Origin of the sequence: Nocardia sp. CA-129566, assembly GCF_050956075.1 — a bacterium.
Lineage (GTDB): Bacteria > Actinomycetota > Actinomycetes > Mycobacteriales > Mycobacteriaceae > Nocardia.
Window position 1 is genome coordinate 2,554,126 of the sequence record NZ_CP192085.1, and the last position, 15,626, is coordinate 2,569,751.

A 15,626-nucleotide genomic window follows, 5' to 3' on the forward strand; every position below is an offset into this window, starting at 1 on the left:
CAGCAGAAATGGAAGCCTTCACCGTCCACAAGGGGATCGGAGTGCCGCTGCGCCGATCCAATGTCGACACCGATCAGATCATTCCGGCCGTGTACCTGAAGCGGGTGACGCGCACAGGATTCGAGGACGGACTGTTCGCAGCATGGCGATCCGACCCGGACTTCATTCTGAACACCGAGCCCTATAACCGGGGCAGTGTGCTGGTCGCCGGTCCGGACTTCGGTACCGGATCCTCGCGCGAACACGCCGTATGGGCGCTGTCGGACTACGGCTTTCGCGTCGTCATCTCATCACGCTTCGCCGACATCTTCCGCGGCAATGCGGGCAAGGGTGGTCTGTTGGCTGCGCAGATGTCACAGAACGATGTCGAAATGCTCTGGAAGTTGCTCGAGGAACGGCCCGGTCTCGAATTGGTTGTTGACCTCGAGGCGCGCACGGTGACGGCCGGAACCGTCGTGTTGCCGTTCGATATTGATGACTACACCAGGTGGCGTCTGCTCGAAGGATTGGACGACATCGGGCTCACCCTCCGGCGCAGTGACGTCATCGATGAGTTCGAAAAGGCAAGGCCAAGTTGGAAACCCACAACCCTTCCGGCACATATTTCGCAGGCGTAATCACCCGGTAGAGATAGCTGTACAACCCTAGAGGCGGTAGCTGGACGTGTGCTAAACCACATGAATTTTGGCGTGGCACATAGACTCTTGCCCAAAGTGGGTTTACCGTGGTACCTAGTCGGTCCGACGACGGGCCATTAGTCTGCGGAGGATTCAATGAACAAGGCGGAACTGATCGACGTTCTGACCGAAAAGTTGGGTACGGACAGGCGCACGGCCACCGCGGCAGTCGAGCATGTGGTCGACACCATCGTGCGTGCGGTGCACAAGGGTCAGAGCGTCACAATCACCGGATTCGGTGTGTTCGAACAGCGTAAGCGTGCGGCTCGAGTTGCCAGGAACCCGCGCACCGGCGAAACCGTCAAGGTGAAGCCCACTTCGGTGCCTGCGTTCCGCCCGGGTGCTCAGTTCAAGGCCGTCATCGCCGGTAAGCAGAAGCTGACCGCGAGCGGCCCCGCCGTAAAGCGCGGCGCGAATGCACCGGTGGCGGCAAAGAAGGCGGCCGCCAAGAAGACGGCGGCGAAGAAGGTTGCCGCCAAGAAGGCGACCGCCACCAAGGCGCCCGCCAAGAAGACCGCGGCGAAGAAGGCCCCGGCAAAGACGACTGCCCGCAAGGCAACTGCCGCCAAGACGGTCGCGAAGAAGGCGGCCGTCAAGAAGGCCGTCGCCAAGAAGGCTCCGGCCAAGAAGGCCACGGCGGCCAAGAAGGCCACCGCCGTGAAGAAGACCGTCGCGAAGAAGGCGCCCGCGAAGAAGACCGCGGCCAAGAAGGCTCCGGCCCGCCGCGCTCGCTGACGCAGAGTTCGAGGCCGCACATGCGGCTGAAGGTCCAGCGCCATCGGGTGATTCGCTCCGCTGAGCGGAATCACTCCCTGTACCGGCTAAAAACGGCCCTGGGGTTCGCCCCAGGGCCGTTTTAGCTGCCTACGTCCGAATTCGAGGCCCAATAGCGACCGCATGACGGTTGCGGTCCCCATCGGAGTCAGGACTTGACGATGGCGGCCGACAACGACCGGTCGAGGTGGTCGGCGGCAACCAGCCGACCCGAGGCAAAAGACAGCACCCACACGCTGCCCTTGCGGTTGCGCGCGGACGGCAGCGAGATGCCGTCCCGATCGGCCCACCACTGCAGCAGATCGGGAATTACCTTGCCCTGACTGCACAGAACGCGCACCGCGCGATCCGCTACCAGGGAGGCGGCGCGTTGTCGGGCCTTGTCCGGCGCTGCGGCATAACCGGTTTCGGAGAACAGCGGCTCGATGGTGATTGTCGCGCCGAGTTTCTCGGCCAGCGGTGTCACCGTCTGCACACAGCGCACCGGATCGGCCGAATAGATCTCGGATGCACCGTACGCCAGCAGATTCGGGACCAACGCCTGTGCCCGGGCCCGCCCTTCCCGCTCCAGTGGGCGCTGCTCATCCGGACCATCGAATTGGCCCCGGTTGCCCGCCTTGGCGTGTCGAACCACCAGCAGCGTGCTGGTCGCCGCCGGCAGGCGGGTGAAGGCGCGCAGCACCTGTCGGTCCATCGGATACGACAGCTGGTCCATCACCCGGTCCAAGGTGTACCAGGACAGCACATCGACCTCGGAATTGGCGGCGAACGCCCCACCCGCGACCTCGGCCGCCCAGTAGTCCACTCGCTTCAATTTCCGGTGTCCCGGAATCGGATACGTGACGTGCCCGAGATAGCGGCCCAGACGGCAGTCCAGGCCGGTTTCCTCGCCGACCTCACGCACCGCGGCGAGCACCGGCGTCTCGCCCGGATCGAGTTTGCCCTTGGGCAACGACCAATCCTGATATTTGGGGCGATGGACCACCGCGATCTCGATGGCGCCGGAACCGTCGGCCGTCCTGCGCCACAGCACCGCACCAGCAGCGTGAATATTGGCTGTTACCCGGGGATCCCAGAACGGTCCCCCGTCCATGTCGTATCCCGTCGGAGCGCTCACTGCTGATCCGGTCTCCGCAGTCGCATCAGGAATTCTTGGTGGTCACGGACGTGCACACCGTCGCGGTCGGCGCCGTCGGGCGAGGCCTGCCAGCTGCCGTCGGGTTGGAGTATCCAGCAGCGGGTCGTCGGATACAGGGCGGAGTCGAATACCGACCCCAGCTGCTCGCTCAGCTTCGGATCCTTCACCTGCGCCATGACTTCCACGCGCCGGTCCAGATTCCGGTGCATCATGTCGGCGCTGCCGATCCAGTATTCGTCCTGGGCCTGGAAGTGCATGATCCGCGAATGTTCCAGGAAGCGACCGAGAATCGAGCGCACCTCGATGTTCTCGCTCATCCCCTCGACACCGGGGCGCAGACCGCAGATGCCGCGCACCACGATCTGTACCGGTACACCGGCCTGAGAAGCTCGGTAGAGCGCGTCGATGACTTGCTCGTCGACAATTGCGTTGGCCTTCATCCGGATTCGCGCCGGGATGCCCTGCTCGGCCAGTTCGGTCTCCCGCTGGATGCGGTCGATGATTCCGGCGCGCACACCCAGCGGGGCGACGAGCAGGTTGCGGTAGTTGGCCTTTCGCGAGTAGCCGGTGAGCGAATTGAACAGATCGGTCAGGTCGGCGCCGATTTCCGGTGCGGCCGTGAGCAACCCGACGTCCTCGTAGAGCCGCGCGGTCTTCGGGTTGTAGTTGCCGGTGCCGATGTGGCAGTAGCGGCGGATGGTCGCGCCCTCGCGGCGCACCACCAGACAGGTCTTGCAGTGCGTCTTGAGGCCGATGAGTCCGTAGACCACGTGCACGCCCGCCTGTTCCAGCGCGCGGGCCCATTTGATGTTGGCCTGTTCGTCGAAGCGCGCCTTGATCTCGACCAGTGCGACGACCTGCTTGCCCGCCTCGGCCGCATCGATGAGCGCGTTCACGATCGGGGAGTCGCCGGAGGTCCGGTACAGGGTCTGCTTGATGGCGAGCACCTGCGGGTCGGCGGCGGCCTGTTCGATGAAGCGCTGCACGCTGGTGGAGAACGAGTCGTAGGGGTGGTGCACCAGGACGTCACCCTCGCGCAGCGCCTGGAAGACATTGCGCGGGGTTTCGCGCTCGCCGAACGCCGGTGGCGTCGCGGGCACATACGGCGCGTCCTTGAGATTGGGCCGATCGACGCCGTACACCTGCCAGAGGCAGGACAGGTCGAGCAGACCCGGTACCTCGATCACATCCCCTGGATCGACCTCGAGCTCGCGCAACAGTAGATCGAGCATGTGCTCGGTCATATCGTCGGAGACCTCTAGTCGAACCGGCGAACCGAAGCGGCGGCGGGCCAGTTCGCGTTCCAGCGCCTGCAGCAGATCCTCGTCGCGGTCCTCGTCGACCTCGAAATCGGCATTGCGGGTGATGCGGAACGAGTGGTGCTCGACCACCTTCATCCCGGGGAACAGCAGATCGAGGTGTGCCGCGATCAACTCCTCCATCGGCAGGAAGGCCGCGACGGGGGATCCCGACTCGTTGCGTCGCACCCGGACGAAGCGATCGACGTTATCGGGCACCTTGACGCGGGCGAAGTGTTCGGCGCCGGTGGAGGCATCCTTCACCGTCACCGCGAGGTTGAGACTCAAGCCGCTGATGTAGGGGAACGGATGCGCCGGATCCACCGCCAGCGGGGTGAGGACGGGGAAGACCTGGTCCTGGAAATAGCCCGAGAGGCGCTGGCGCTCATCGTCGTCCAGATCGGACCAGTCGATGATGGCAATGCCCTCGGCGGTCAGCGCGGGCAGTACCGAGTTGAGGAAAACCCGGGCATGCCGGTCGGCAATCTCCTGGGTGCGCGCCGCGATCAGCTCCAATTGCTCGGTGGGCGAACGGCCGTCCGCCGAGCGCACCGAAAGTCCGGTCTCCGCACGGCGTTTGAGACCGGCGACGCGGACCATATAGAACTCGTCCAGATTGGAGGCGAAGATCGCTAAGAATTTCGCGCGCTCCAGCAACGGCAACGACGCGTCCTCGGCGAGGGCGAGTACCCGCGAGTTGAAGTCGAGCCAGCTGAGCTCACGGTTCAGGTAGCGATCGCGTGGCAACCGCTGCACCACCGAATCGTCGGCCAACGGTGTCGCGGCGGGCAGTGGGTTCGGCAACAGTTGCTGCTTGACGGTCTCGGTCTCGCTCATGCCCATGCCTCGCTGGCACGCGGCACCGACATACGCGATGCGCGCTGGTACGGCATTCGCTCGCTTCGCTCACTCACGCTAACGATCATCCCCTACTTACCGGGCCCTGTGCAGCCCGACATCATGATTGCCGTGAGTATCACGCCGGGTGTGGCGACCGGCTAGCACACCCGGCGGACGCCCTCGTGAACGCGAATCGGCCAGCCGATGTCGTGCAGAGCAGCGCACGTCGACTCCCCGGTGCCGAGGTCGACGGCACGATCGAGATCGTCCGCGGTGTCCACGTCCAGCCGCAATCCCGGCCAGTCACCGCGCAGATCGACCGCGCCCGCGGCGATATGCCGGACCGCGGAGCCGGGCCCGAAACGTGGGTCCAGCGCCGCGACGGTGTCGCGGACGATTAACGCGGCGGTGCCGGTGCCCGCATGGTCGACGACGACCGAGCGCACCCCGACCGGTGCGGTGCTCAGCATGTCCGAGAGTTCGTCCGGGCGCAGCGCGGGCAGATCCGCCTGTAGGGCCAGCAGTTCGACCGGGCCGTGCCGGTGCCGCAGCGCGGTCGCCGCATCGGTGAGTGCGGTGTTCAGACCGTCCGGGTCGGCGGGGTCGAGCACTGCGCGGCGAGGTTCGGGATGGACCGCCGCGCCGAGTGAGCCCGCCAGCTCGGCGACCACCGGATCCGGGGTCACCACGGTGACCGAGGCGATCCGCGGCACCGCGACGGTGGCGGATACGGTGTCGGCGAGCATGGCGAGCACGAGCTGTGCCCGGTGCTCCGGGCGCAGCCGGTCGGCCAGGCGGCTCTTGGCCCGATCGAGGCTCTTGACCGCGATCACGGCGTGCACGGCAGGCGGACGCATGGTCCTAATCCTTCCACGAGTGCTTCCGTGGCATATTGGGCAGATGACGAGGGCGGCAGTGCTGGGCGCGGGATCGTGGGGGACCGCGTTCGCGAAGGTGTTGGTGGACGCGGGAACCGAGGTCACGATCTGGGCCCGGCGGCCAGAGGTGGCCAAGGCGCTCGCCACCGAGCATCGCAATCCGTTCTATCTGCCCGACGTGCGATTACCGGCGGTCGCGGCCACCCACGATCACGTCGAAGCGCTCGATGGGGCCGACATTGTCGTACTTGCGGTTCCGTCTCAATCCTTGCGCGCGAATCTCGAAACGTGGAAGGACGCGATCGAGCCGGACGCGGCGCTGCTCAGTCTCGCCAAGGGCATCGAGACCGGAACGCTACTGCGGATGAGTCAGGTCATCGGCGAGGTCACCGGTGCCGAGGAGAGTCGCATCGCGGTGCTGTCGGGGCCGAATCTGGCCAAGGAGATCGCGGCCGAGCAGCCTGCGGCCACCGTGATCGCGTGCACCGATGCCGCGCGGGCGGTCGCGCTGCAGCAGGCCTGCGCCAACGGATACTTCCGGCCCTACACCAATACCGATGTGATCGGCTGTGAGATCGGCGGTGCCTGCAAGAACGTCATCGCGCTTGCCTGCGGCATCGCCTCGGGAATGGGGTTGGGCGACAACTCGGTCGCCAGTCTGATCACCCGCGGGCTTGCCGAGATCATCCGGCTCGGGGTCGCGCTCGGTGCGGAGCCGGTCACGCTCGCGGGGTTGGCCGGGGTCGGCGATCTGGTCGCCACCTGCACCTCGCCGCTGTCGCGCAACCGGTCGTTCGGGCATGTGCTCGGGGCGGGCGGGTCCATGGAGGCGGCCCAGGAGGCAACCCATGGCCAAGTCGCCGAGGGTGTGAAGTCGTGCACATCCATTCGGGCGCTGGCCGCCGCGCACGATGTGGAGATGCCGCTGACCACAGGGGTGCACCAGGTGTGTCATGAGGGAGTTTCGGTGCGTGAGGCGGTCGACAAGCTGCTGGGGCGGCGGATCAAACCGGAATAGGGCCGAAGGCTGGCACCGCACGGGCGCGAGGTTGGTTCGCCCCGCATAACGGGTACGGTTCCGTTCATGACGAACCGGATCAGGGTGGCTGTCGTGTTCGGCGGGCGCAGTAACGAGCACGCCGTGTCCTGTGTATCCGCTGGCAGCGTGCTGCGCAACCTGGATCCGCAACAGTACGAGGCCGTGCCCATCGGCATCACCCGCGACGGCGCCTGGGTGCTCGGCAGCTCCGATGTGGCCGCGCTCGGATTCAAGGACAATGCGCTGCCCGCGGTGGACAGCACCGGCACCGCGCTGACCCTGGCGGCCGACCCGAGCCGGTCCGGAGCGTTGGTCGCGCTCGACGATCCGAGTGCGGCGCTGGGTTCGGTGGATGTGGTGTTCCCGATCCTGCACGGCCCGTTCGGCGAGGACGGCACGCTACAGGGCATGCTCGAATTGGCCGGGGTGCCGTATGTCGGGCCGGGCGTACTGGCCAGCGCGGCGGGTATGGACAAGGAATTCACCAAGAAGCTGCTCGCCGCCGAGGGCCTGCCGATCGGGCGGCAGGTGGTGCTGCGGCACGGAACCGACACGCTCGGCGAGCAGGATCGGGCGCGGCTCGGACTTCCGGTATTCGTCAAACCGGCGCGCGGCGGCTCCTCGATCGGCATTACCAAGGTCACCGACTGGAGTGCGCTGGACGCGGCGGTCGCCGCGGCGCGCGAACACGATCCGAAGGTGATCGTGGAGGCGGGCATCCTCGGACGTGAAGTCGAATGCGGTGTGCTGGAATTCCCGGACGGCCGGGTCGAGGCCAGCGTGGTCGCGGAGATCCGGATGCCGGATGCCGATGCCGCGGCGCCGGAGTTCTACGACTTCGAAACCAAATACCTCGATGACGTCTGCGAATTCGACGTTCCGGCGAAGCTGGACGACGAAGTGTCCGACAGCATAAGGGAACTCGCGGTGCGCGCGTTCAAAGCGCTGGACTGCTCGGGACTCGCCCGGGTCGACTTCTTCGTCACCGCCGAGGGTCCGGTCATCAACGAGATCAATACGATGCCCGGCTTCACGTCGATCTCGATGTATCCGCGCATGTGGGAGGCTACCGGAATCGACTACCGGACACTGGTTTCCACGCTGATCGAGACGGCTCTGGCACGGGGTACCGGCCTGCGGTAGTCGACGGGCGGACCACCCGAGCGGCCTTTCAGTAGTCAGTTCGGCAGCGGGCCGGGATCGATCGGCTTCGCGGGCAGATTCGCGGTGATGGTGTCCGAAACTCCTTGCAGCGGAGTCGGTCCGGAGCCATCGGGAACGGTCAGCGCGATATAGGTTTCGCGGTCGACGGCGAACCAGGTGCTCGCCTTGGCGGCGGCATCGCGGACCTCGAACCACTGCACGCCATTGACGATCTGCAGCGCGGAGGCGCGGTTGAACTCCAGCGGGCGCTCCAGGCCGCAGCGCAGCACAATCGGATCGCCGCCGTCCTTGCGCTGCCAGGCGCGGGTCGCGGGCGGAGCGGGCTCCACCAGGGTGGATTTGGTGTAGTCGCCGAGGTCGACCGGCAGTGCGGGCAGCAGGGCGGTGCAGGCGGGACCAGCCGCGGCGGGCGCGGGGACCGGACCGAGGACCAGGGGTTCGCGTTCGGTCGGTGCGCGGCGGGCCAACACGGCGGCGACGAGGACGGCGACCACCAGCACCACCGGTAGTGCGACGGCGGTCGCGATGAGCGCGGGTGGGTAGCCGCGGGCCTCGGGGGCTGATGCGGCGCTATCGGACTCGCCATCAGCGTCCTCCGGGTCGCCGTCGGCCGTTTCGGGCTCGGCGTCGTCATCTTCGGAGGGGTCGGGCAGGGGCGCCTTCTCCGCTGCGGCGCCCGGCGCGACGGCGCTATCGGCAGCCGACTCCACCGTGTCCGGCGACAGTTCGGAGTCCTTCGGCTCCGCTGCGTTCGGCGAATCCGCCATCGACGAATCGCGCTCCGACGACTCCGCCGCCATGCTCACCGGTCCTTCCTGTTCGCACCGGTTGGCGGGGATGGATGCCGCGCACCGGCCTGGTAGTACTCGATTGCCCTGCAAAGGGTACCCTCGGTCGGACTCCAGCCAGCACGACGTCGGGAAGGGGCCGGTCATCAGCGAAAGCACGCCACCGCGGACAGTGCGTGAGCTGGGGGAGTTCGCACTGATCGAGCGGATCAATGCGGGCCGGGTCCAGGCGCCCGGCGTACTGCTCGGTCCCGGTGACGATGCCGCCGTGGTGGCCGCGCCGGACGGCCGGTTCGTGGTGACAACCGACATGCTGGTTCAGGATCGGCACTTCCGACTCGATTGGTCCGGTCCCCGCGATATCGGGCGCAAGGCGATCGCGCAGAACGCGGCCGATGTCGTTGCGATGGGCGCGGTGCCGACCGCATTCGTGGTGGCGCTGGGTTGTCCGGCCGATACGCCGGTCGAGGTCATCGACGGTCTCACCGACGGTATGTGGGCCGAGGCGGGGCGGGCCGGTGGTTCGATCGCGGGTGGTGATGTGGTGCGCAGCCCGCAGTTGGTCATCTCGGTCACCGCCTTCGGCGATCTGGACGGCCGCGCGCCGATCACCAGAGCCGGTGCGCGCGTGGGGGATACGGTCGCGGTGGCCGGTCGGCTCGGCTGGTCCGCGGCCGGGTTGGCGGCGCTGGCCGCCGGGGTCGATCCGGACGACGAGCTCGTCGCCGAAGCGCTTGCGGCCCACCGGGTCCCGCGGCCACCCTATGCGGCGGTGCTGGCCGCGATCGTCGATGCCGCTGCCGGACGGGATGATTCGGATACCGCGGCTGCGGGCGCGCTCGGGTCGCGGCAGTCCGCGGCTGCGGGCATTGTCGGGTCGTCCGCGGGCGCGATACCCAACTCGCTGACCGATATCTCGGACGGACTGCTCGCGGATCTGGGGCATATCGCCGAGGCGTCCGCGGTGGCGATCGATATCGATTCGACCGCATTGCGCGATCCGGAACTGGAGACGATCGCGCGGCGTCTGGATGCCGATGCGACGCACTGGATTCTGACCGGCGGCGAGGATCACGCCTTCGTCGGAACCTGGTCGGCACAGCGAGAATTGCCGCCGGGCTGGACGCCGATCGGACGTGTGCTGGCAGGTCACGGCGTCACCGTCGACGGTGTGCGGCGGCCGGGCAGTGGGGGCTGGGAATCATTCAGCGGGGTGGACTCGGCATCCGAGCCCGAGCCACGATAGGTTGTGCGGTCATGGGCGCGAAACCACTGACGGAAATCATGGATCCGGGTTGGGCGAAGGCTCTCGAACCCGTTACGGAGCAGATCTCGGCCATGGGCGAATTCCTGCGCGCGGAAAACACCGCGGGCCGCGGTTATCTACCGGCCGGTGAGAATGTGCTGCGTGCCTTCCAGCGTCCGTTCGATGCGGTGCGTGTGCTGATCGTCGGCCAGGATCCGTATCCGACGCCCGGCCATCCGATGGGGCTGAGTTTCTCTGTCGCCCCGGATGTTTCGCCGGTTCCGCGCAGCCTCGCCAATATCTTTTCCGAATACAGCAAGGACCTCGGCTACACCACGCCGTCCAATGGTGATCTGAGTCCGTGGTCGGATCAGGGCGTCCTGCTGCTGAACCGAGTCCTCACGGTCTCGCCGGGACAGCCCGCCTCGCATCGCGGCAAGGGCTGGGAAGCGGTGACCGACCAGGCGATTCGCGCCCTGGTGGCCAGGGACGAACCGCTGGTCGCGATCCTGTGGGGCCGCGACGCGCAGACACTGAAGCCGCAGCTGGCCGAGGCCGAAGTGCCCTATATCGAATCCGTGCATCCGTCACCGCTGTCGGCCTCGCGCGGGTTTTTCGGTTCGCGACCCTTCTCTCGAGTGAATGAACTACTCGACGAATTGGGTGCCGAACCTGTTGACTGGCGCCTGCCCTGATCCCGGGCGCTGAGGTAAAACAAAGTAGAGGAGCACAATTCAATGCACATCAAGACCGTCCGCGGCGCCACCGTCGCGCTGGCGTTCTGCGCGGCCATGGCCGGAGGCGCAGCCACCGCGAGTGCGGCCGGACTGCCACTGGAGCCCGCTGCGGATACCACCTCGACCGGTACCGCCACCCCGGTCGGTGAGGAATTCACCTCGAACGGCTCCTCCACCATTTCCTCTTCGGTGAATGCGAAGGTCGCCTGCCTGCTGCAGAACACCATCAGCGCGCAAGGTAAGTGGGACTGCTGACGTCCCATTGACCGGGGGTCAACAACAGGCCCCACGGGTGCTGTGCGATCCTCGGATCGTGAGTAATGCGAACAACCTGCTCGATCCGACTCGGCTGCACCTGCGTGGTTCGGATGGGATCGAGTTGGCGGCCGACCAGTTCGGCCCGGCGGACGGCCCGCTCGTGCTGTTCCTCCACGGTGGCGGGCAAACCCGACACTCGTGGAAGCAGACGGGGGCGAAGCTGGCCGCCGCCGGGATGCGGGTCGTCACGCTGGACGCCCGCGGCCACGGCGACAGTCAATGGGCGCCGGATGCGGATTACCGGCGTGACACGATGGTCGCGGATCTCGTCGATGTGCTCGATCAGTTGGGTGCGCCCGCGGTCGTGGTCGGGGCGAGTATGGGCGGGATCACCGGCCTGCTCACCACGGCGGTGCCGGGGGGCGAGGCGATCAGCGCGCTGGTGCTCGTCGATATCGTGACCCGCCCCGAACCGACCGGTGTCGCGCGGGTGATCGACTTCCTCGGCAAGCATCGCGACGGATTCGACACGCTGGAGCAGGCCGCCGACGCGGTCGCCGAATATATGCCGCACCGCCCGCGGCCCAAGAACACCGATGGTTTGCTGCGGAATTTGCGGCAGCGCGACGGCCGCTGGTACTGGCACTGGGATCCGGACATGCTGAAGGACCGCGTGGAGGATGCGAGCGAGATGAGTCGGCAGATGGAGGTCGCGGCGCGTGCCCTGACGCTGCCGGTGCTGCTGGTGCGCGGCATGCAGTCCGATGTGGTGACTCCCGAGGGAGCCGCGGCGTTCCTGGAGATGGTGCCGCATGCACAGTTGGTCGAGATCGGTGGTGCTGCGCATACCGCGGCCGGTGACGACAATGATGCCTTCACCGACGCGGTCGCCGAATTCGTGCTGGAGACTCGGGCGTTGGAGACCGAATCCGTTTGTGACTAAACGTACTTCGGCTTGCGCTTCGCGATGAACGCGTTGACGCCCTCGATGCCGGCCGGGCTGTTCGCCGCGGCGGCGATCGCATCGCGTTCATAGTCGAGCTGTACGCTCAGCGTCGCCGAATTCGACCGCGCCAGTAGCGATTTGATGCTCGCGTAGGTGGACCGCGGCCCGGTGGTGAAGGTCCGGGCCAGGTTCATGGCCTCGTCGCGCACCTGCTCGTCGTCGACCAGGCGGCTGAGGATACCGAGCCGCACGGCCTCCTCGGCGGTGAGAATCGCATCGGTGAGCAGGATTTCGCGCGCCCGCCCGGTACCGACGATACGCGGCAACGTCCATGACATCCCGCCGTCCGGGCTCAGGCCGATGCCCGGATAGGCCGGACGCAACTTGGTGCTCGGCCCGCCGATGGCGATATCGGCGGCACATACCAGGCTCATCCCGGCTCCCGCCGCCCAGCCCTGCACACCGACCACCACCGGCACCGTCGTCTCGTCCAGCGCCCGCACGAAGTCGTGCAGCACCGTCGCCAGCCCATGAATATGCCCCGCCCGATCCTCCGCCTCGGCGAACCCCCGCACATTCCCGCCCGCACAGAAGTTCGCCCCGCTCCCCGTCAACACCACGGCTCCCACCTCACGCCCCGCCGCCCGCAACGCCTCAGTCCCCGCGGTAATCCCCCCGAAATCCATGGAAGTGCCATTAGCGGCAGTAGCGATCGTGATCTGCAGAACGCCGTCGACAATGGTGACGTACTCGGTTTGCGCGGTGGAGGTCATGTCCAGCACCTTAGCTAGCCCTCGACCCCGCGCACCATGCGGACTTCGGTGGCCGGGGTGAAGGCTTCTATTCGGGTGGTGCCGTCCAGTTCGAAGCCGTGTTTGCGGTAGAAGGCTTGGGCGCGTGGGTTTTTCTCGAAGACCCAGAGGGAGCAGGGGGTGGCGGGGGGTAGGGCGGCGCGGATGAGGGCGTGGGCCACGCCGGTGCCGTACCAGGGGGCGCGGACGTAGAGGGCGTTGAGTTCGGTTGGGGTCACCGGGGATTCGTCGCGGGAGGGGCCGACGCTGGCGAAGCCGATGACGTGATCGTCGACCAGGGCGACGTGGGTGCTGTTCGGGTGACGGACCCGGAGGCGTTCCCATTGCTCTGCCCTGCGGTCCACGTCGAAGGCGTCGAGCACGTGGTCCGGGACCAGGCCGCGGTAGGCCTCACGCCAGCAGGTGATATGGCATTCGGCCAGGCTGTGGACGTGTTCGGCGGCGAGTGCCGTGATCCGCCATGGTGGGGTCGGCTCGGTCATCCCGGAAAGCGTGACTGCCCAGCAACTGATTTCGCAAGCACATGGGTAACTCGTCGGGTACGTCCAAGAGTTGACCATGCACTAACCGTCGGCCCGCCACGCATCGCCAGTCGCACCTGACGGCCGGCAAAAGATTCGGGGAGGCGGACAAGACTACGCCCCGAGCACCGGATGGTGTCGGGGCGTATGTCGGTCTCGGTTGGATCGGCCTCGGGGCAGATCAGCCGCGAACGACCTTTCCGGCCTTCAGGCAGGAGGTGCACACGTTCATGCGGCGGGTGTTGCCCGGGGCGACCTGGGCACGCACGGTCTGGATGTTCGGGTTCCAACGACGGTTGGTACGCCGGTGCGAGTGCGAGACCGACTTCCCGAAGCCGGGGCCCTTGGCGCAGACGTCGCAGACGGCAGCCATAGTCGCGAACTCCTTCATGTCATGTGGGGACCGCTGCACGTCGGCAGCATGTCCGGAAACGATGTCTTAATGCCCTGCCGACTGACGTCGGCCAGCGCAGACCGGCCTCGGCCGCGCTAGGCAACCCTGCAAGGGTAGCTGGCGGGGTCCGGATCCGCCAAACCGGGTCATGGAGCATCGGCCCGTGGACACCCCCGATCGTAGTGGATCGGTGTCGCCGATCGAGTGTCGGTATCGCCAGCTAACCTGGCGAACGGTGGCAGGCCCGTTCGAGCGACCTGCCAGCAGTCGCTAGCGGTGTGGACGATCGCGGAGAGAGGTGGCGGTGCCCGGAGTGCGGGACATGACGAGCGATGGCCGCGGTGACGCAGAACTTCCATCCGCCGTCGGGTCGAATGCGCTGAACGGCCCGGCGTTGCTGCGCTGGGGCCGGGTCTGCCTCGAGGGTCTCGAACAGCGGCGCGAGGAGATCAACGCGCTCAATGTCTTTCCCATCGCCGACGCCGATACCGGCACGAACATGCTGGCAACCATGCGGGCGGCGATGCAGGCCGCCGAGGCCGCGATGGTCGCCGCCCCGTCCACCGTCGCGGTCCCGTCCACACACGAGGTGGCCGCCGCGATGGCGCGCGGTGCGACCCTCGGTGCGCGCGGCAACTCCGGAATCATCCTTTCGCAGGTGCTGCGAGGGATCGCCGAAGCGGTGCGCGGTGGCCTGCTGACCGCCGATACGCTGCGCGAGGCGCTGGCCACGGCCTCGGCATTGGTGCGCGAGTCATTGAGTGTGCCGGTCGAGGGGACCATCCTGACCGTGCTGGATCGGGCGTCCGAATGTGCCGCGGCCTGTCCGGAGCCCGTGCTGGCCGAGGTCGCGGTGGCGGCGGCCGACGGTGCCGCCAAGGCGCTCGGTGACACACCCGCCCAGCTCGGGGTGCTGCGCGAGGCCGGGGTGGTCGATGCGGGTGCCCGTGGGCTCGTGGTGCTGCTCGACAGTCTGGTCGCGGTCACGCTCGGGGAGACGCCCGATCGGCCGCAGTATGTGCGCGGTGAGTTCGCAGTCCCGCAGACCCATGTCGAACGTGGCGATATGGGCATCGTCGCGGCACACGACGACTCGGCGTCGCGAGACAGTGCCGAGCACCAGAGCAGCGTTCAATGGCAGGGCGGCATCGAATCCCGGAACAATGCCGAACCCCAGAACAGCGCCGAACCGCACTTCGAGGTGATGTACCTGCTGTCCGACACCGACAACCGACGCATAGCCCGCCTCCGCGATCGCCTCGCCGAACTCGGCGACTCCGTCGTGGTGGTCGGTGACGGCGCGGGCTCCTGGTCCGCACACGTGCATTGCGCCGACGCCGGAGCCGCCGTCGAAGCGGGCATCGCCACCGGCACCCTGAGCGCCATCCGCATCGAAAGCTTCGCCATCACCGCCCGCACCGCAACGGCCACGCCTGTATGGCCTGCGCAGGATGGTCCCGCGGACCGCGGAGTGCTGGCCGTGGTGGCGGGCGATGGGGCGGCGGCGCTCTTCGAGGCCGGAGGTGCCGTAGTGCTCGGCGGCGATGGCACGGTTACCAGCGCCGCACTGCTGGCCGCGATCCGGCAGCTGCCGAATCGGGAGGTGCTGGTGCTGCCGAACGGCGCGCTGCCCGCGCACGAGTTGGTGGCGGTTGGTGTCGCGGCTCGTGACGTGCACCGCGACGTGCTGCTGTTGCCGAGCGGGTCCATGGTGCAGGGATTGGCGGCGCTGGCCGTACACGATTGTGGGCGGATCGCGGTGGACGATGCCTTCGCGATGTCGGAGGCTGCGGCCGCTACCCGCTGGGGATCGCTGCGCGCGGCCACCGAGCGGGCTCTGACCATGGTCGGCACCTGCGAGGCGGGCGACGGGCTCGGCCTGGTCGGCCACGATGTGGTGGTGATCGACCGGGATGTGCCGACCGCGGGCCGGACCCTGCTCGACCGGATGCTCGCCTTCGGCGGCGAGCTGGTCACCTTGCTCATGGGCGCGGCGGCCCCCGCCGAACTCGCGGCCGAACTCGCCGCGCACATCGCGAACGGTTTTCCCGGCATCGAGGTGAGCGTGTACTGCGGTGGGCAGCACGCGGATCTGGTGCAGATTGGGGTGGAATAG

General features: G+C 67.3%; 16 protein-coding genes. 9 read left to right on the top strand and 7 right to left on the bottom strand.

Features of this window, described 5'->3' with window-relative positions:
- Nucleotides 1-8: 8 nt before the first annotated feature.
- Nucleotides 9-617: a 3-isopropylmalate dehydratase small subunit gene (gene leuD / locus ACQP0C_RS11415; RefSeq protein ID WP_433732907.1), complete on the top strand. Its 609-nt coding sequence runs from the start codon at nucleotides 9-11 to the stop codon at nucleotides 615-617.
- Between the two features lie 156 nt (nucleotides 618-773).
- Nucleotides 774-1,412 carry an HU family DNA-binding protein gene (locus ACQP0C_RS11420; protein ID WP_433683621.1) on the top strand — a complete coding sequence of 213 codons (639 nt, stop codon included), beginning with the start codon at nucleotides 774-776 and terminating at the stop codon, nucleotides 1,410-1,412.
- Between the two features lie 187 nt (nucleotides 1,413-1,599).
- Here ACQP0C_RS11420 and ACQP0C_RS11425 read toward each other — a convergent pair whose 3' ends face one another.
- The 3 genes from ACQP0C_RS11425 to cofC form a co-directional block, all read right to left on the bottom strand.
- Complete coding sequence (locus ACQP0C_RS11425) at nucleotides 1,600-2,544, bottom strand: NUDIX hydrolase (protein WP_433734509.1); 945 nt, start codon at nucleotides 2,542-2,544, stop codon at nucleotides 1,600-1,602.
- Nucleotides 2,545-2,564: 20 nt separating this feature from the next.
- Nucleotides 2,565-4,724 carry an RNA degradosome polyphosphate kinase gene (locus ACQP0C_RS11430; protein ID WP_433732908.1) on the bottom strand — a complete coding sequence of 720 codons (2,160 nt, stop codon included), beginning with the start codon at nucleotides 4,722-4,724 and terminating at the stop codon, nucleotides 2,565-2,567.
- A gap of 161 nt (nucleotides 4,725-4,885) precedes the next feature.
- Entirely contained in the window at nucleotides 4,886-5,584 is a 699-nt protein-coding gene (cofC, locus tag ACQP0C_RS11435) for a 2-phospho-L-lactate guanylyltransferase (protein ID WP_433732909.1), read from the bottom strand.
- A gap of 43 nt (nucleotides 5,585-5,627) precedes the next feature.
- Here cofC and ACQP0C_RS11440 point away from each other — a divergent pair, with 43 nt between their 5' ends.
- Both ACQP0C_RS11440 and ACQP0C_RS11445 read left to right on the top strand, forming a co-directional pair.
- A complete protein-coding gene (locus ACQP0C_RS11440; protein WP_433732911.1) occupies nucleotides 5,628-6,623 on the top strand; it encodes an NAD(P)H-dependent glycerol-3-phosphate dehydrogenase in 996 nt (331 codons plus the stop codon).
- A 66-nt stretch (nucleotides 6,624-6,689) separates the two neighbouring features.
- Nucleotides 6,690-7,787, top strand: a complete 1,098-nt coding sequence (locus ACQP0C_RS11445; RefSeq protein WP_433732913.1) for a D-alanine--D-alanine ligase family protein — start codon at nucleotides 6,690-6,692, stop codon at nucleotides 7,785-7,787.
- A 35-nt stretch (nucleotides 7,788-7,822) separates the two neighbouring features.
- Here the strand turns inward: ACQP0C_RS11445 and ACQP0C_RS11450 are convergent, their stop codons facing one another.
- Nucleotides 7,823-8,575 (bottom strand): DUF3515 domain-containing protein, encoded by a 753-nt coding sequence (locus ACQP0C_RS11450; protein ID WP_433734510.1) that lies wholly within the window; start codon nucleotides 8,573-8,575, stop codon nucleotides 7,823-7,825.
- Nucleotides 8,576-8,768: 193 nt separating this feature from the next.
- On the opposite strand from ACQP0C_RS11450, the gene thiL reads away from it, so the two are divergent.
- From thiL to ACQP0C_RS11470, 4 genes are read left to right on the top strand one after another with little or no spacing between them, the layout of a single operon-like run.
- A complete protein-coding gene (thiL, locus tag ACQP0C_RS11455) occupies nucleotides 8,769-9,842 on the top strand; it encodes a thiamine-phosphate kinase (protein ID WP_433732914.1) in 1,074 nt (357 codons plus the stop codon).
- Between the two features lie 11 nt (nucleotides 9,843-9,853).
- On the top strand, nucleotides 9,854-10,537 hold the full coding sequence (locus tag ACQP0C_RS11460; protein WP_433732915.1) for a uracil-DNA glycosylase: 684 nt from the start codon (nucleotides 9,854-9,856) through the stop codon (nucleotides 10,535-10,537).
- A gap of 42 nt (nucleotides 10,538-10,579) precedes the next feature.
- A complete protein-coding gene (locus ACQP0C_RS11465; RefSeq protein WP_433732916.1) occupies nucleotides 10,580-10,834 on the top strand; it encodes a hypothetical protein in 255 nt (84 codons plus the stop codon).
- Nucleotides 10,835-10,892: 58 nt separating this feature from the next.
- The gene (locus tag ACQP0C_RS11470; protein WP_433732917.1) at nucleotides 10,893-11,780 is read left to right on the top strand and encodes an alpha/beta fold hydrolase; all 888 of its coding nucleotides are present in this window, start codon (nucleotides 10,893-10,895) and stop codon (nucleotides 11,778-11,780) included.
- Here the strand turns inward: ACQP0C_RS11470 and ACQP0C_RS11475 are convergent.
- From ACQP0C_RS11475 to rpmB, 3 genes are all read right to left on the bottom strand, one after another.
- On the bottom strand, nucleotides 11,777-12,556 hold the full coding sequence (locus tag ACQP0C_RS11475) for an enoyl-CoA hydratase/isomerase family protein (protein ID WP_433732918.1): 780 nt from the start codon (nucleotides 12,554-12,556) through the stop codon (nucleotides 11,777-11,779). The genes ACQP0C_RS11470 and ACQP0C_RS11475 overlap by 4 nt on opposite strands.
- Nucleotides 12,557-12,570: 14 nt before the next feature.
- Nucleotides 12,571-13,077: an N-acetyltransferase family protein gene (locus ACQP0C_RS11480; RefSeq protein ID WP_433732919.1), complete on the bottom strand. Its 507-nt coding sequence runs from the start codon at nucleotides 13,075-13,077 to the stop codon at nucleotides 12,571-12,573.
- A gap of 220 nt (nucleotides 13,078-13,297) precedes the next feature.
- Nucleotides 13,298-13,489: a 50S ribosomal protein L28 gene (gene rpmB, locus ACQP0C_RS11485; RefSeq protein WP_011210730.1), complete on the bottom strand. Its 192-nt coding sequence runs from the start codon at nucleotides 13,487-13,489 to the stop codon at nucleotides 13,298-13,300.
- A 343-nt stretch (nucleotides 13,490-13,832) separates the two neighbouring features.
- Here rpmB and ACQP0C_RS11490 point away from each other — a divergent pair, with 343 nt between their 5' ends.
- The gene (locus ACQP0C_RS11490) at nucleotides 13,833-15,626 is read left to right on the top strand and encodes a DAK2 domain-containing protein (RefSeq protein WP_433732920.1); all 1,794 of its coding nucleotides are present in this window, start codon (nucleotides 13,833-13,835) and stop codon (nucleotides 15,624-15,626) included.

Excerpts from the sequence above, each read along its gene's own strand:
- leuD (WP_433732907.1), top strand. The coding sequence starts at position 9 with ATGGAAGCCTTCACCGTCCACAAGGGGATCGGAGTGCCGCTGCGCCGA.
- ACQP0C_RS11425 (WP_433734509.1), bottom strand. The coding sequence starts at position 2,544 with ATGGACGGGGGACCGTTCTGGGATCCCCGGGTAACAGCCAATATTCAC.
- ACQP0C_RS11420 (WP_433683621.1), top strand. The coding sequence starts at position 774 with ATGAACAAGGCGGAACTGATCGACGTTCTGACCGAAAAGTTGGGTACG.
- ACQP0C_RS11440 (WP_433732911.1), top strand. The coding sequence starts at position 5,628 with ATGACGAGGGCGGCAGTGCTGGGCGCGGGATCGTGGGGGACCGCGTTC.
- ACQP0C_RS11450 (WP_433734510.1), bottom strand. The coding sequence starts at position 8,575 with ATGGCGGATTCGCCGAACGCAGCGGAGCCGAAGGACTCCGAACTGTCG.
- ACQP0C_RS11445 (WP_433732913.1), top strand. The coding sequence starts at position 6,690 with ATGACGAACCGGATCAGGGTGGCTGTCGTGTTCGGCGGGCGCAGTAAC.
- ACQP0C_RS11465 (WP_433732916.1), top strand. The coding sequence starts at position 10,580 with ATGCACATCAAGACCGTCCGCGGCGCCACCGTCGCGCTGGCGTTCTGC.
- ACQP0C_RS11430 (WP_433732908.1), bottom strand. The coding sequence starts at position 4,724 with ATGAGCGAGACCGAGACCGTCAAGCAGCAACTGTTGCCGAACCCACTG.
- ACQP0C_RS11475 (WP_433732918.1), bottom strand. The coding sequence starts at position 12,556 with ATGACCTCCACCGCGCAAACCGAGTACGTCACCATTGTCGACGGCGTT.
- cofC (WP_433732909.1), bottom strand. The coding sequence starts at position 5,584 with ATGCGTCCGCCTGCCGTGCACGCCGTGATCGCGGTCAAGAGCCTCGAT.
- rpmB (WP_011210730.1), bottom strand. The coding sequence starts at position 13,489 with ATGGCTGCCGTCTGCGACGTCTGCGCCAAGGGCCCCGGCTTCGGGAAG.
- ACQP0C_RS11490 (WP_433732920.1), top strand. The coding sequence starts at position 13,833 with ATGACGAGCGATGGCCGCGGTGACGCAGAACTTCCATCCGCCGTCGGG.
- ACQP0C_RS11480 (WP_433732919.1), bottom strand. The coding sequence starts at position 13,077 with ATGACCGAGCCGACCCCACCATGGCGGATCACGGCACTCGCCGCCGAA.
- ACQP0C_RS11460 (WP_433732915.1), top strand. The coding sequence starts at position 9,854 with ATGGGCGCGAAACCACTGACGGAAATCATGGATCCGGGTTGGGCGAAG.